This is a genomic window from Streptomyces sp. NPDC001851, from assembly GCF_040297165.1.
GTDB lineage: Bacteria > Actinomycetota > Actinomycetes > Streptomycetales > Streptomycetaceae > Streptomyces.
In genome coordinates this window covers 77,385-92,513 of record NZ_JBEOYR010000015.1, presented here as the reverse complement: position 1 = coordinate 92,513, position 15,129 = coordinate 77,385, and the positions used below count along the sequence as shown (strand labels likewise).

The 15,129-nt window shown below is 73.3% G+C and carries 13 protein-coding genes; 6 read left to right on the top strand and 7 right to left on the bottom strand.

The features are described 5' to 3' along the window. Window position 1: 1 nt before the first annotated feature. Window positions 2-1,210: an EfeM/EfeO family lipoprotein gene (locus tag ABT171_RS23055; RefSeq protein WP_351246634.1), complete on the bottom strand. Its 1,209-nt coding sequence runs from the start codon at window positions 1,208-1,210 to the stop codon at window positions 2-4. Between the two features lie 181 nt (window positions 1,211-1,391). Continuing rightward, a complete protein-coding gene (locus tag ABT171_RS23050; protein WP_351246632.1) occupies window positions 1,392-2,168 on the bottom strand; it encodes a polysaccharide deacetylase family protein in 777 nt (258 codons plus the stop codon). A gap of 253 nt (window positions 2,169-2,421) precedes the next feature. On the opposite strand from ABT171_RS23050, the gene ABT171_RS23045 reads away from it, so the two are divergent. Both ABT171_RS23045 and ABT171_RS23040 read left to right on the top strand, forming a co-directional pair. Then, window positions 2,422-3,132, top strand: a complete 711-nt coding sequence (locus ABT171_RS23045) for a GPR1/FUN34/YaaH family transporter (protein ID WP_351246630.1) — start codon at window positions 2,422-2,424, stop codon at window positions 3,130-3,132. Between the two features lie 293 nt (window positions 3,133-3,425). Then, the gene (locus ABT171_RS23040; RefSeq protein WP_351246628.1) at window positions 3,426-4,052 is read left to right on the top strand and encodes a DinB family protein; all 627 of its coding nucleotides are present in this window, start codon (window positions 3,426-3,428) and stop codon (window positions 4,050-4,052) included. A 14-nt stretch (window positions 4,053-4,066) separates the two neighbouring features. Here ABT171_RS23040 and ABT171_RS23035 read toward each other — a convergent pair whose 3' ends face one another. After that, window positions 4,067-4,666 carry a TetR/AcrR family transcriptional regulator gene (locus tag ABT171_RS23035; RefSeq protein WP_351246626.1) on the bottom strand — a complete coding sequence of 200 codons (600 nt, stop codon included), beginning with the start codon at window positions 4,664-4,666 and terminating at the stop codon, window positions 4,067-4,069. A 114-nt stretch (window positions 4,667-4,780) separates the two neighbouring features. Here ABT171_RS23035 and ABT171_RS23030 point away from each other — a divergent pair, with 114 nt between their 5' ends. Further along, window positions 4,781-5,629: an alpha/beta fold hydrolase gene (locus ABT171_RS23030; RefSeq protein ID WP_351246624.1), complete on the top strand. Its 849-nt coding sequence runs from the start codon at window positions 4,781-4,783 to the stop codon at window positions 5,627-5,629. A gap of 46 nt (window positions 5,630-5,675) precedes the next feature. On the opposite strand, the gene ABT171_RS23025 is transcribed toward ABT171_RS23030, so the two are convergent. Then, complete coding sequence (locus tag ABT171_RS23025) at window positions 5,676-6,443, bottom strand: GNAT family N-acetyltransferase (protein ID WP_351246622.1); 768 nt, start codon at window positions 6,441-6,443, stop codon at window positions 5,676-5,678. 307 nt (window positions 6,444-6,750) lie between these two features. Then, window positions 6,751-7,542 (bottom strand): SDR family NAD(P)-dependent oxidoreductase, encoded by a 792-nt coding sequence (locus ABT171_RS23020; protein ID WP_351246842.1) that lies wholly within the window; start codon window positions 7,540-7,542, stop codon window positions 6,751-6,753. 84 nt (window positions 7,543-7,626) lie between these two features. Here ABT171_RS23020 and ABT171_RS23015 point away from each other — a divergent pair, with 84 nt between their 5' ends. Beyond that, a complete protein-coding gene (locus ABT171_RS23015) occupies window positions 7,627-8,238 on the top strand; it encodes a TetR/AcrR family transcriptional regulator (RefSeq protein ID WP_351246620.1) in 612 nt (203 codons plus the stop codon). A gap of 45 nt (window positions 8,239-8,283) precedes the next feature. Here the strand turns inward: ABT171_RS23015 and ABT171_RS23010 are convergent, their stop codons facing one another. After that, complete coding sequence (locus tag ABT171_RS23010; RefSeq protein WP_351246618.1) at window positions 8,284-10,347, bottom strand: SpoIIE family protein phosphatase; 2,064 nt, start codon at window positions 10,345-10,347, stop codon at window positions 8,284-8,286. A gap of 174 nt (window positions 10,348-10,521) precedes the next feature. On the opposite strand from ABT171_RS23010, the gene ABT171_RS23005 reads away from it, so the two are divergent. Both ABT171_RS23005 and ABT171_RS23000 read left to right on the top strand, forming a co-directional pair. Next, window positions 10,522-12,978 (top strand): SpoIIE family protein phosphatase, encoded by a 2,457-nt coding sequence (locus ABT171_RS23005; protein ID WP_351246617.1) that lies wholly within the window; start codon window positions 10,522-10,524, stop codon window positions 12,976-12,978. Window positions 12,979-13,066: 88 nt separating this feature from the next. After that, window positions 13,067-13,882, top strand: coding sequence for a maleylpyruvate isomerase family mycothiol-dependent enzyme (locus ABT171_RS23000; protein ID WP_351246615.1), 816 nt, complete (start codon window positions 13,067-13,069; stop codon window positions 13,880-13,882). Window positions 13,883-13,894: 12 nt separating this feature from the next. Here ABT171_RS23000 and ABT171_RS22995 read toward each other — a convergent pair whose 3' ends face one another. Continuing rightward, a complete protein-coding gene (locus ABT171_RS22995; protein WP_351246613.1) occupies window positions 13,895-15,079 on the bottom strand; it encodes a PP2C family protein-serine/threonine phosphatase in 1,185 nt (394 codons plus the stop codon). Window positions 15,080-15,129 lie beyond the last annotated feature (50 nt).

Genomic DNA, 15,129 nt, shown 5'->3' with positions numbered 1-15,129 from the left:
CTCACACGGTCCTCCGCGGGTCGCACAGGGTGGCCACCGACGCCAGCCGCTCCACCAGGTCACCGAGGACCGCGTCGATCTGCTCCCGCCGGGCGCGGCTCAGGGCGTCGAGCGGGGTCCAGCGGTCGCCGTGCCGGAAACCGTCGAGGGTGTGCCGGGCCCGCTCCAGGTCCTTGTCGAGCCCCGGCAGACCGGCGTACCGCGTGCTCAGCAGCGGGCGCAGCCGGGACAGCACCTCGCGCGTGCCGTCGAGGTTGGCGCGGGCGGTGGCGAGGTTGCTGCCGCTGCCGTAGTCGGTGCGGCCGGTCAGCTCGAACTGCACGGTGTTCTCCAGGATCTCGTGTGCGCGCAGACCCAGCTGGGCGGGGTCCATCCGGGCCTGCGACCAGGTGTCCCGCAGCCCGGTCAGCGCCTTCACCAGCGCCGCCGCCGGGGCGCGCAGCCCGGCGGCCGGCTCACCGTGCCACAGCCCGTACTCGACGCGGTGGAACCCGGCGAAGCCCTTGTCGTGCACCCCGCCGGGCAGGCCCGCGTCGGTGCCGTTGATCTCCGCGTCCGCGTCCCCGAAGGCGTCGTACGCGGCCCCCAGCCGCTCGTACGCCAGATGCGCCGGCAACCAGGCCGACCGGGCACCGGAGAGGTCGCCCCGGTCGATCGCGTCCCTGAGCCTCGTCGTGAGCCGGACGGCGTCGCCGAGGCCGCCGCCGACCCACTTCTGGTAGGCGACGGCGGGCGGGATCAGGTCGTGCTGGGTGACCGGTGCGGCGCCCGGGCCGCGCTGCCCGGAGGTGATGCGCACACTGGGTCCGGTGACGGCGTCGGCGTCGTCGGGCACGCACTTGAAGGCGTACGTCCCCTTGCCCAGCCGGACGGTCAACTGCCGTGTGGTACCGGGGCCGATGCCCTCCACCTCGCCGTACACCGCCTGGCTGCCCGGGTCCTCCAGGTACACCTCGGCGGCGCCGTCGGAGGAGTTGTGCAGGTCGAAGGTGTGCACCCCGGGCTCGGGCCGGGTCCAGCCCCGGCCGCAGCGGCTCTTCGACACCTCGATGACGATGTGCCCCGACGGGGCACCGCCGGCCCGGCCCTGCCGCGGCCCGCCCGGCGAGACGGCCAGGAGCGTGCCCGCGAGACCCACGGAGAGGAGGACGAACACGGCGGGGGCCGTCCGGAGCCGGACCGACCGCGTGCCGAGGCGAGGCAACGGCATGGCGAGCCTTTCCGGGACGACGTACACAGGGGGCTCATGGTAGACACCCCTCCGGATCCGAACAGCTGTCCCAAGGCGTCGATGGCCGAGAATTTCCCCGCGGTTCACCGTCGCGTGGCCGAACACCGGTGGAGGACGTCTGCCACCGGGTCGGCTGAAGTCACCTGCCCGGCGGGCTGGTTCAGCGGACCGGGAAACCGAACGAGTAGCCCTGCTGCTTCAGCCACGGCAGCAGGATGCGCAGTGCGGCCACGGTCTGCGAGCGGTCGCCGCCCGCGTCGTGGAAGAGGATCGTCGGCCCGTTGGACAGCTCCCGCTCGACGGTGGCGACGATGGCGGCGGTACCCGGCCGCTCGAAGTCCTTGGAGTCCACGTTCCAGCCCAGCGGCCGCATCCCGTGCGACGCCGCCAGATGCCGGCTGTACGGGGTGAAGGCACCGCCCGGAGCCCGGTAGTACATGGGCTGTACGCCGCCGGACGCCTTGGTGATCTGCTGCTCGGCCTCCAGGATCTGCTGCGACTGGTAGGCCTCGGACTTCTTGTCCATCGTCGTGTCGTGCGACACCGTGTGGTCGCACAGCCGGTGCCCGGCCGCCACCACCTGCCGGACCAGCTCCGGATGCGCCTGGGCCTGCGGGCCGACCATGCAGAACGTCGCCTTCACACCGTTGGCGCGCAGCAGTTGCAGCACCTGCGGGGTCCACTCCGGGTTCGGGCCGTCGTCGATGGTGATGTTGACCGCGTGCGCGCCCCCGTCCGAGGCGTGGGCGATGTCGGCGGACACGGCCGCGGCCTTGGGCGCGGTGTGCCCGGACGAGACGCCCGCCCGCGGCGAACCGCCGCCGCCCGGCTGTCCGGCCTCCGCGGTCCACACCGACGCGGCCGCCGCCAGCGCCGTGACCCCGACCGCCGCCGCGATCACCCGACCGTGCCATCCCCGTCCGCCGTGCCGCGCCATGCCCCGCCCCGATCCTGCCGAAATCCCTGTGTTGTTGTGCACCTGGTCCCTGTGCACCTGTCAGGACGGCCGGGGTTGAACGCGGGATCCGGCTGTTACAGATCACGGACAATTCCGGGGCGCTTCCGCGACAGAACGCTCCGTTCCGTGGCCCGGGCGGGCTGAGGCGCAGGACTGCGCGCACAACGGGGTACCCCGTGTCGTACGACCACCGCAGTACTACGGTCCAGGCCCGAGGGACGGGGTGATCCGGATGCCGTCACCGACAGCGCGGACGAGCGACACGACCAGCGGGCCGCCGCGGCCCGAGGCGCTGACGAGGATCATGCTCAGACCGCTGGCCAGCAGCCTGCCCCTCGGCTTCTTCGCCTTCGGCACCGGAAGCGTTCTGCTCACCGCCGTGCAGTTGTCCTGGGTGCCCCTGGCCCAGAGCCGGCCGCTGATGCTGCTGATCCTCGTGTTCGTCGTACCCCTGCAACTGCTCTCCGGGATCTTCGCCTTCCTCGCCCGCGACAGCGGCGCCGCCTGCGGCCTGTCCGTGCTCGGCTGTGCCTGGGCGGGCAGCGCGCTGGTCATCCTGTCCGGGCCGCCGGGACAGCCCAGCCCCGGGCTGGCCGTGTTCCTGCTGAGCATCGCCCCGCTCATGCTCCTGCTCGCCGCCGCCGCGGTCCCCGGCAAGCCGCTGTTCTCCGCGCTGCTGCTGATCGGAGCCTGCCGGTTCGTCCTCACCGGCGTCCACGAGGCCGGCGGAGCGGCCGTGCTGCGCACCGCCGCCGGCTGGACCGGCGTGGCCCTCGCGGTCTTCGCCCTGTACGGCGGCTTCGCCCTCCTGCTGGAGGACACGGCCCAGCGTACGATCCTCCCGCTGGGCCGCCGGGGCCGCGCCCGGACGTCCCTGCACGGCGACCTCGGCCACCAGCTGGAGCAGGCGGAACGGGAGGCCGGCGTACGACGGCAACTGTGAGCGGGGATCCCGCACACATCGGCTGTTCGCCCCGGCCGCCTACCGGATCGTCCTGCTCGACCAGCGGGGTTGCGGCCGGTCCGCCAGGATGGGCAGTCGCCGCTTCGGCGGCCTTTCCGGCGTAGTCCGGCGGCTCCAATTGCCCTGGCGGGAGAGTGAGTCGGTGGTGGACGATGCAGGCCGCACCACCGGTACCCCCGGCATGTCGCGGTGCCTGGTCGCGGCCACCGACCGGTACGCGGCCCGCACCCGACCGTCGTCCAGCGGCCCCCGAACTCACCCCGGAGCATCCGATGACCCCACCACCGCCCCGGCTCCTTCCCCTGCTGGAGCAGTTCGACTTCGCCTGCGAGCGCCTGCTGCACCGGCTGGCCGGGCCCGTCATGGACAGCGGTGACGGCGCGGAGACCAAGGTCGAGCCGCTGACCGACGAGGAGTACTTCTGGGAACCGGTCCCGGGCTGCTGGACGGTCAGACGACGCGCGGACGGGCCGGGACCGAGGGCGGCCTCTCTCGACGGTGCCGGCCCCTGGGGGCGGGACGCCGCGCCGTACCCGCACCCCTGGCCCCCGCCCGTCACCACCCTCGCATGGCGCCTGAGCCACCTCACCGAGATGCTCTCCCTGCGCGCCGACCACTCCGCCGGCAGCCGCTCGGCGACCCGCGGGAACCATCCCGTCAGCGGGGACGCGGCCGGCGCGGTCGCGGCCTTCGAGACCGGCGCCGCCGCCTGGCGGGGGGCCCTGCTGGGCGCCGACGACGCCGCGCTGGACACGGTCGGGTACTGCGCCTACCCGTACGGCAGCGACCCTGAGGAACCCTTCCTCGACATCGTGTGGTGGGTCAACCAGGAAGTGCTGCACCACGGGGCCGAGATCGCCCTGCTCCGCGACCTCTACCGGGCGGGCCGGGCGTCCTGACGGCCACGGCCGGTTCACTCCCCGCCCAGTGCCGCTCGTACGATCGCCGCGGCCGCCGTGCCCGCGGCCCGCACCGGCTCGGTGCTGCGCGCGGCCCGGCCCAGCATGAAGGCGCCCTCCAGCAGGGCGACGACCGAGCTCGCCGTCTCCCGGGCGGCGGGCCCGGGAATCCCGCCCTCGGCGTAGTACGCGGCCAGGTGCTCGATCCAGCTGTCGAACACCTCCGAAGTGGCCTGCCGCAGCGGCTCGTTGGTGCTCGCGACCTCCATCGCGACCGTCGCGATGGGGCACGGGTCGGCGAAGTCCAGCTCGGCGAGCGTACCGGCCGCGGCGGCGAAGGCGTCGGCCGTGGCCGCGACCCGGTCCTCGTACGGCCTCATCAGCGTGGTGATGAGCGCCAGGTAGACGGCGCCCGAGGTGCGGACCACCTCCTCGCCCAGCTGGGCCTTCCCGCCGGGAAAGAAGTGGTAGATCGAGCCGAAGGGCGCACCGGCGGCCTCGGCGATCTGTTTCATCCCCGTGCCGGTGTAGCCCGAGCGCCGGAACAGCTCCGTGCCGGCGTCCAGGATCCGCTGCCGGGTCTCGTGGGTGCTGATCGCCTTGCCGTCGCTCATGGGGCACCTCCGGGGCAGCCGCTGTTGCCAAAGGGCGGTCGGCGTCTATTCTGTCACTAGAACGATCTATCAAGAGCACGGTCAGCGTAGCGGCCGACGGGCGGAGGCACAGGCATGCCGGAGATCGGGCTGAGCGCGGGCACCATCGACTACCAGGACACCGGAGGCGACGGCCCCGTCGTACTCCTCGCCCACGGCCTCGGCTTCGACGACTCGGTCTGGGCCGATGTCGTCTCCGCCCTGCGTCCCGACTTCCGCGTGCTGGTCCCCGTGCTGCCCCTGGGCAGCCACCGGCGCCCCATGCGGCCGGACGCCGACCTGTCCGCGCACGGCATCGCCCGCCTGCTCGCCGAATTCATGGACCGTCTCGACCTTCGGGACGTCACCCTCGTCCAGAACGACACCGGCACGGCCCAGCTCCTCGTCGGCGTCCGCGACGAGCGCATCGCCCGGCTCGTCCTGACCTCCTGCGAGGCCCTGGACAACTACCCGCCCGGCATCCAGGGCCGGATCCTGTACGCGGCGAGCAAGGTGCCCGGCGGCCTCTTCCTCCTCCTGCAGTCCTTCCGCTTCCCCGCCCTGGCCCGCATGCGGACCTCGCTCGGCGGCATGGCGAAGAGGCGGCTGCCGAAGGAACTCGTCGCCCGCTGGTACGGCCCTTTGCTGACGAACCGTCACATCCGCCGTGACTTCGGCAAGTTCTGCCGTACGACCCGGAAGGACTGCTACCTGGAAGCGGCCCGGAACCTCCCGGGGTTCACCCGCCCGGTGCTGGTCGCCTGGGGCGCCGAGGACCGCATGATGCCGCCCGCCACGGGCCGCCGCCTGGCCGGGCTGCTGCCGGACGCCCGCTATGTGGAGATCCCCGACGCCCGCACCCTGGTCCAGCTGGACAACCCGGCCGCCCTCACGGAGGAGATCCGCCGGTTCGTCAAGGACCACCCGCTGCCCGGGGAGGGCTGACGGGGTGCGCCGGCGAGGACGGGACCCGTCCCCGCCGGCCAGTGCGTCACCCTTCGAGCGAGACGTACAGTCGCGTGCCGCCGGGCCGGAAGCCGACCCTCTCGTACACGCGGCGGGAGCCCTCGCCGGAGTACTCCAGCCACACCGACCGCGCTCCGCGGCCGAACATCGTCTCGGCCAGGGCCGAGGTCACCGCGGCGGCGATGCCACGGCCCCGGTACGCCGGAAGGGTGCCCACGCCGGCGAGTTCGGCGGTGCCCTCGGCGGGCGCCGAGCACAGGGCACCGCCGGCGCAGCCGCCGTCGGGCGTGCGGACGAACCGGACGGCTCCGCCGCCCTCTTCGGCGCGCCGCAACCGGGCCGCGCCTTCCGGGGAGGGCTCCCACTCGCCGCCGAAGGCCTCGGAGAGCGCGATGTCGAGCTCGGTGTAGTCGGCCTCCGCGGTCGGGGCCTCCACGTGGACCGGGCCCGCCGGGCCGGGGCCGGAGCGGGGTGCGGCCAGCGTGGCCGGTGTGCAGACCAGGTACTCGTGCACCGCCTCCGTGCCGAACCCGGCCCGGCGCAGCGCGGGTTCGACGGCGGGTGCGGCGTCCGGGGCGAACTCCAGGCGGGGCCGCAGTCCGCGCTCGCGGAACGCCGCGATCAGGTCGGCGACGTCCCGGTGGGTGGGCTCGGCGCCGGGGAGGGGGGTGGCGTAGTTGATGTACGGGCTGGTCGTCGAGGGGTCGAACCCCACGACGAAACCGCCGACTTCCTGTGCCGCCGGGCGGCGCAGCAGGTGGGCGACGGCAAAGCGCTGGACATCGGTGCGCATGGTGAAGACCTCACGGTGAAGGCGGCCGCGGGCTGCTGTGAGCCGGGGCGCGGCCGGGCATACGGGAACGGCCTCTGCGAGGAGGCGGGCGGTGTGCTGGAACACCGCGTCGTCGGACCGCCGTGAGGAGGTGCGGGAGATACCGGAGGACGCTGCCTCGGGGCAGACGGCTCAGTATCGGCGGCGGCCGCTGGGGGACGCCGGAACCATGGACTTCAGTCCTTCGGGAGGAGTGGTGGGACGCGCTGTCGAACGGGGGGATCCTGCCACAGCGCCTGCGGACATGACAACTGCCCTCCGTTGATCCTCAGCGGCTCGATCGCTGCGCGGCCACGATCGCGTTCATCGCCTGCTCCGCCCCCGCCAGCCGCTGCACCCGCTCCGCGAAGCCCGGGAACTGCGACGCGACCTTGGTGAGGAACCGCAGCTCGACGGGTGCCACGTTGATCTCGGCGACATCGCGTTCGATCGCCCGCGTCACCCCCTTGCAGACCCGCTCCGGGGGGACGGTACGGACGCCGCCGGGCGTGGCCGAACCCGTCTTCGCGAACATGCCCAGCTCGCGTACGAATCCCGGCTGGACGATCGAGACGCCGACGCCCGTGCCGTGCAGATCCTGGCGGAAGGCCAGCGAGAAGCCGCGCAGTCCGAACTTGGTCGCGTTGTACAGGGAGGAGGACTTGGTGGCCGCCATGCCGGACAGTGACCCGACGAAGCAGATGTGACCACGTCCGGCGGCCACCATGCCGGGCGCGAGCAGCCGGGCGAGCACCGCGGGGGCGCGCAGGTTCACCGCGAGGGCCCGGTCGATCTGCTCGGGGGTGTAGTCGAGCACGTCGCCGCTGGAGGGCAGGGCCGCGTTGGCGATGAGGATGTCCGTGCCGGCGGCCTCCTCGGCCAGCCGCCGCACATCGTCCGGGTCGGCCAGATCGGCCGGGATCGTCCGGGCGCCGTAGCGCTCGGCGAGGGGTGCCAGCGCGTCGGGCCGCCGGCCGGTGAGCACCAGGCGGGCGCCGCGGGCGGACAACTCGGCGGCGAGCGCGCCCCCGATGCCGCCGGTGACGCCGGTGAGCAGAACGGTTGACCCGGCAATGCGCACGACCACCCCTCCCATCATGTTCGTTCGAACGAACAATAGGGAGCCCGGGCGGCGGTGTCCACACGGGATGGAAGAATGCACGCCATGCCGCATGCCGCCCCCTCCGCGCCGACGCGCCAGCGCATCATCACCGCCGTCCTGCGGATCATCGGCGAGGACGGGGTCGCGGCGGTCACCAACCGGCGGATCGCCAAGGAAGCGGGGGTTTCCCTCGGTTCGGTCACCTACCACTTCGAGACCCAGCACGAGCTGCTGCGCGAGAGTCTGCTGCACTTCGTGCGCGAGGAGGCACGGCACTTCACCGAGCTGGCCGAGCAGTGCCAGACGGAGGGCCTGGACGTCCGGGACGCGGCGTCCCTGGCCGGTCAGGTCGCCTGCGGCTCGGCGCTGGACAGCGCCCATCTCGCCCCCTTCGAGCTGTATCTGCACGCCGGACGCGACGAGCGCCTGCGGGAGGCGGCGGCCGAGGCGTTCCGGGCCTACGACCTGCTCGCCGCCCGGATCCTCAGCGCGCTCGGCGTCCCGGACGCGGAACGTCTCGCCGCCACGACGGTCGCCCTCGTGATGGGCCTGCAACTGCGGCGCCTGGCCACGGGCAGCCCCGCCGACGACCTGGTCGACGCCCTCCTGCTGCTCGTCCGCGGGGCCGCCGACCCGTCGCTCCCGGCCGGTTCGGGACAGCCGACGGCACGGTAGGACGCCGCTGTCCGGACAGCGGTGCCGGTCTCCAGCGGTGCCGGTCTACAGGGCCCGGGCGACGAGCAGGGCCACGTCGTCGTGGTCGTCGGGGTGGCGCAGCCCGTGCAGCAGGATGTCGCAGGTCTCCTCCAGCGGCCTGTCCGGCTCGTCGAGGAGGTCCAGCAGGGCGTTCAACCGGTCGTCGATGGGGTGCTGGCGGGTCTCCACGAGGCCGTCGGTGTAGAGGACTAGCACATCGCCTGGGCGCAGCGCGACGGTGGTCGTCTCGAACCGTACGCCGCCGACGCCGAGCGGTGCCGCGGTGGGCAGGTCCAGGAGCCTCGGCGCGGCGCCGGGACGCGCGAGCGCGGGCGGCATGTGTCCGGCGTTGGCGATGCTGCACCGCCCGGTGCGGGGGTCGTACGCCGCGTACACGCACGTGACGATGTAGTGCTCCAGATCGCAGGTGATCTTGTCCAGGTGCTGCAGGACCGCGCCCGGGTCGAGGTCGAGATCGGCATAGGCGCAGGTCGCGGTGCGCAGCCGGCCCATGGTGGCGGCCGCGTCGATGCCGTTGCCCATGACGTCGCCCACCACCAGGGCGGTCTTGTCGCCGGCCAGCGTGATGACGTCGTACCAGTCGCCGCCGACCTCGCTGGTGGCCTGCGCCGGCTGGTAGCGGGAGGCGAGCTCCAGGCCCGTGTGGTGCGCCGAGTGCTCGGGCAGCAGACTGCGCTGCAGGGTGAGGGCGGTGTTGCGGACGCTCTGGAACCAGCGGGCGTTGTCGATGGCGACGGCGGCCCGCCCGGCGAGTTCCATGGCCAGGACGACGTCGTCCTCGTCGAACGGCGCCGGATTGCGGGTCCGCTTGAGATCGAGGGCGCCGAGCACCTCGCCGTGGGCGATCAGCGGCACGGCGAGATACGAGTGGACGCCGGCCTGCGCCAGCAGGGCACCGGCCGCGGCGTCCCGGGCGATACGGGGCAGATCCTGCGGCCCGACGTGGCGGACCATCACCGGGCGCCCGGTGTGGACGCACAGGCTGACCAGCCGGTCACCCTCGTATGCGGCGAGGTCGCCCGGGGAGTCGGCGGCGCGCAGCGCCACCGTGGGATGCGCCGCTTTCAGGGCCACGGCCCGGAAGAGCTCCGGTCCGCTGTCCCGTCTGCGCATACGGCAGGACAGCGCGGAGTCGAGGATGTCCACCGCGACCACGTCGGCCAGGGCCGGCGCGGCGATCTCGGCCAGTTCATGGGCCGTCTGCTCCACGTCCAGCGCGGTGCCCACCCGCGCGGAGGCGTCCGCGATGAGCGCCAGGCGCCGCCGCGCCCGGTCGGCCTCGGCCGCCGCGCGGTGCCGCTCGGTGACGTCGACGACCGAGGCGGCCGCGCCCAGCACCCGCCCGCCGGGATCCTCCAGCCGGTAGAAGGACAGCGACCAGGCGTGTTCGTGGCCGGGGTCGGCCGAGGGACGGCCGACGTGGTACTGGTCCAGCAGGGGCGTCCCCGTGGTGAGCACCTGGCGCAGCGCGGACTCGACGGTGTCGACGTCCGGGAACGGCAGCGTCTCGCGCAGACGGCGGCCGATGTGGTCCTCGGCGGGAACGCCGTCGATCCGCTCCAGCGCCGGATTGACCAGGAGGTACTTCAGGTCCGGATCGAGCAGGGCCAGACCGATCGGGGACTGGTTGATCAGCTGCTCGCACAGCGCCAGATCCGTCTCGACCCGCTGGAGCAGGGTGTGGTCGGCCGCGATGCCCAGGGCGTAGACGTCCCCGAGGTCGTCCAGCAGCCGCATGGTCCGGAACTCCGTCAGCCGGCTGCCGCCGTCCTTGTGCCGGACGGGAAAGGTGCCGGCCCAGCCCCGGCCGGTCTCCAGCACCTCCGTGAACAGACCCACCACGGCCTGCAGGTGTTCCGGATGGATGAGCAGGCGCGCCGCGTGCTTGCCGAGGGCCTCCTCCGACGAGTAGCCGAACAAGTCCTCGGCCTGCGGGGTCCAGAAGACGATCCGGCCGCGGGTGTCCAGTGCCACCGCGGCCACGCTCAGCACGTCCAGCAGCCCGGTCGGCCGGGGCAGCCCGGTGTGCTGCTCGTCGTGGCCGGTTTCGAAGGAGTCCACTGCCATGCCTGCTTCACCTCCACCGGCCGGGCGCACACCCGCGGGCGTCGACGCTGACGACCGGTACTCCCATGGTCCCTCCGGCCACCGGTCCGGCCCAACCGCACGGCGACGAGTGGACCGTCCGACCCCTGCACATCACCCGGCAAACAGGCTCATAGTGGTGTATGGGTGTCACTGATGGAACCTGCGCGAAAGGGCTTCTCCGCGGCCGCACCCGGGGAACCGGGCTATGTGTTCGACGCGTCCACCGACGCCGCCGCGGTGATCTCGGGATGCGGCGTGGTCATGGGCTGGACCCGCAGCGCCGAAGCACTCCTCGGCCACGCGGCCACGGACGTCCTGGGTGTCTCCGCCGCGCGGCTGCTGGCCGTGCCCGAGAACCCCGCACGGCTCGCCGGCGTCCTGGAGCGGTGCCGCGCCGGAAACGGCTGGAGCGGGCAGGTCGCCGTACGGCACCGGGACGGCCGCCGTCTCGACCTCCAGCTGCGGGTCTCGGCGTCCTTCCCCCTGGGCGACACCGAGTGCTTCCTGGTGTCGGCCCGCGAAGAGCGGCAGCGCTGGACCATGGGCCTGTCGGTCCTGGACGGGTTCCTGACCCGCTCACCGGTCGGCATGGCCGTCATGGACACCGAACTGCGGTACGTCTGGCTGAACGACACCCTGGAACGGCTCGGCGGGGTCCCCCGGGACGAACGCCTCGGGCGGCGGCTGAGCGAGCTGCTGCCCGGACTGCAGGCGGAGGACCTGGAGAGCCTCATGCGCAAGGTCATCGCGACGGGCCTGCCCGTGACCGACTACGAGTACCTGGGCTGGAGCTGGGCCGACCCGCACCGCCGGCACGCCTACTCGACCTCGTTCTTCCCCCTGGTGGACACCGACGACACCATCACCGGCGTCTGCTACATGGTCCAGGACGTCACCGAGCGGTGGAACGCGCGGCAGCTGCTGACCATGGTCAACGAAGCCGGCACCAGCATCGGCACGACCCTCGACGTGCAGCGGACCGCCCAGGAACTCGCCGACTTCGCCGTCCCCCGCTTCGCCGACCTCGTCATCGTCGACCTGCTGGAACCCGTGCTCAGCACCGAGGGCCACGGAGCCTGGCTGACCGACGCCGGACCCGCGCCCGCCCGGCCGGTGATGCGCCGCGCCGCACTGCGGTCGGTGCGCGAGGGCTGCCCCGAAGCCGTCGCACGCGTCGGCGACCGGGTCCACTTCCGGCCCCCGTCCCAGGACAACAGCCTGCTCACCGCGGGCGAGCCGCTGCTCATCCCGGTCCTCGACCCGTCCGACGAGCTGTGGCTCACCCGGGAGTCCGAACGCGCCGCACGCATCCGCGAGTTCGGGCTGCACTCGCTCATCGCCGTGCCGATGCGGGCCCGGAACACCGTCCTCGGCCTCACCACGTTCGCCCGGTCGCTCAACCCCGTCTCCTTCGGGGCCGACGACGTCCTGCCGGCCCGCGAGCTGGTGGCCCGCGCCGCGGTGTGCGTCGACAACGCCCGCCGCTACACCAGGGAGCACACGGCGGCGCTCACCCTGCAGCGCAGTCTGCTGCCACCCGCCCTGACCGGCGGCACCGCACTGGAGGTGGCCTCCTCCTATCTGCCCGCCGACCCCTCGGACGGTGTCGGCGGCGACTGGTTCGACGTGATCCCGCTGTCCGGCGCCCGGGTGGGCCTCGTCATCGGCGACGTGGTGGGCCACGGCATCACCGCGGCGGCGAGCATGGGCCGGCTGCGCACGGCGGTGCAGACCCTCGCCGCCATGGAGATGCCCCCCGACGAACTGCTCGCCCATCTCGACGACCTCGTGCTGCGGCTGAGCGACGAGGAGACCGCCGCCGGCACGGCCACCCGGAGCACCTTCATCGGCGCCACCTGCGTCTACGCCGTGTACGACCCGGTCAGCAGGCGGTGCGCGGTGGCCCGGGCCGGACACCCGCCGCCCGTCGTCGTGGCACCCGGCGGACCCGCCCGCTTCCCCGATATCCCCGCCGGACCCCCGCTCGGACTGGGGGGCATGGCCTTCGAGGCCACCGAGATCGAACTGGCCGAGAACAGCCTCTTCGGCCTGTACACCAACGGTCTGATCGAGGGCTGCGACCGCGACGTCGAGCGCGGCATGGCGCGGCTCGGGGAGGTACTCGGGCACGCCGGGGAGGACCTCGACGCGCTGTGCACGTCCGCCGTGCGGCAGCTCGTGCCCGTGCCCCGGCCCGACGACATCGCCCTGCTCCTGACGCGCACCCACGGCCTCGGCACCGACCGGGTCGCCTCCTGGGACGTACCCGCCGACCCGGCCGCCGTCGGTGTCCTGCGCGCCCAGGCCACCCGCCAGGTCGAGGACTGGGGCCTCGGCGAACTGGCCATCACGACCGAGCTCGTGGTGAGCGAACTCGTCACCAACGCCATCCGCTACGCCACCCCGCCCATCCGGCTACGGCTCCTCAGGGACACCCGCCTCACCTGCGAGGTCGCCGACGCCAGCAGCACGGCTCCCCGGCTCCGGCACGCCCGGATCACGGACGAGGGCGGTCGCGGGCTCTTCCTGGTGGCCCAGCTCACCCAGCGCTGGGGCGCCCGCTACACCGGCGACGGAAAAGTCATCTGGGCCGAACAGGAGATCCCCTGAACCCCCGACTTGCCTTCGAGCGCACTCCAGCGTCCAGACTGTCGGTGACCGACTTCGCGCCCACGACAGAACAGGACGGCGGCAGCCGATGACCACCACCGACAGGGCGGAGCACCCTCTGCCGTACGACACCTATCGTGAGGCCGTCGCCCGCGAGACCCTGCGCTTCGCCGAGGTGGTCAAGGGCGCCGACCCGGCGGCTGCGGTGCCCTCCTGCCCCGACTGGACCCTGGCCGACCTCACCCAGCACGTAGGAGCGCTGCAGCGCTGGTTCTGCACCCTGCTGACCCGGCTGGTGCAGGAGCCTCCCCGCAGCCGCGACGTCGAGCTGGGGCTGCCGGAGAACCCGCGGGAGTACGCCGACTGGGTGGCGGCCGGGGTGCCCGCGGTGGCAGCCGTCCTGCGGGACACCGATCCCGAGGCGCCGATGTGGGTGTGGGGCGAGGACCGGCACGCGCGGTTCTGGGCCCGGCGGATGCTCTTCGAGACCCTGGTCCACCGGATGGACGCGGAGCGCGCCGTCGGCCTGGACTCGGACCTCGACCCCGTGCTCGCGGCGGACGGCGTGGACGAGTTCCTCGTCAACCTGCCCTACGCGGGTCTCTTCGCTCCCGGCGTGACGAAGCTGCGCGGCGAGGGCGAGACCGTCGCGTTCCGGTGCGCGGACCCCGGCGAGGGACCGGGCGAGGAGTGGCGGGTGCGGCTGGACCCGGACGGCTTCCGCCTGCTGCCGCGTGCGGACCGCGCGGCGGACGAGGCCGGGCCGGTCACGGCGGCGGTGCGCGGGCAGGCGGCGGATCTGCTGCTCCTGCTCTACGGACGGCGGTCGTACCAGGACTCCGCCTTCGAGCTCTCGGGGCGGACCGAGGTCCTGGACAACTGGTTCGCCCACACCGCCTTCTGACCCCGGCCGGGCTCACCCGGCCGGCGGCCCGGCCGGCGGCCCGGCCGGCGGCTCCTCCGGAAGCAGGCAGACCGCGAGAGCCGCGGTGTCGTCCTGCAGACCGTTGTGTCCGTAGGCCAGCAGGTCGTCGTGGAGCCGTGCGAGCAGCTCCTCCGGCGGGAGGGGGCCCCACGAACGCAGGCGCTGCAGCAGCGGATAGAAGGTGCCCGCCGCGTCCCGTGTCTCCGTGACGCCGTCGGTGTACAGCAGCAGCTGATCGCCGGGCAGGAAGGGGTACACCTCCAGGCGGAACGGGTCCTCGACCAGCATACCGAGGTTCAGGGGCGGGGCCGGGCGTCCGCTCTCCAGTTCCCGCACCTCGCCGGCCGTGAGCGAGATGGGCGGCGGGTGGCCGCAGTTGACGATGCGGACGAGCCGGCCGTCGACGGGGATCTCGGCGAAGACCGCGGTGACGAACCGTTCGCCCGTCTCCGTTCCGCCGAGCTGCGTCGCCCTGCGGCTCATGCTCGTGTCCACCCGGCGGGCCAGCGCGGGCAGCTCCGGTTCGTCGTACGCCGCCTCGCGGAACGCCCCGAGCAGAGCGGCGGCGGTCTCGACGGCGAGCAGCCCCTTGCCACGGACGTCGCCGATGACCAGGCGGACCCCGAACCGGGTGGGGACGGCCTCGTACAGGTCGCCGCCGATGCGGGCCTCCGCGGCCGCGGAGAGGTAGAGGCTCTCCAGGCGGAGGTGGCCGATCCGGTGCGGCACGGGCCGCAGCAGGACGCGCTGCGCGATCTCGGCCACGAAACGGACGTCGGCCAGGGTGCGTTCGCGCCGGAGCCGGTGGGCGGCCAGGATCGCGCCGAGGCCGCCCACCAGGGCCGTACAGATGTAGGACGCGACATAGTGACGGTCCCACAGATAGCCGACGGACCGGCCGGCACAGCACGGGGTGCCGGCCAGCACCGCTTCGAGGCCCACGGCGAACGCCGTGGCGGCGCCGACGAGCACGGGGCCGTGCGCGAACGCGGTCACCAGGGGCACGCAGATCAGCACGAAGCTCACCGGCCAGTCCACGGGCGTGGCGGGCTCCAGCAGCAGCACGGCCGCGACGTACAGCAGCGGAAGCCAGCGCAGCCACGCCGGAGGCGCCGGCAGCCGGGGCCGGGGCATCGAGCCGTCCTCCGGCTCCCGGCCGGTCCGTTCGCGCGTCACCCGACCAGCCTGGTGCGCGGTGCCCCCGTACCCCGGGATTGCTCCACTCA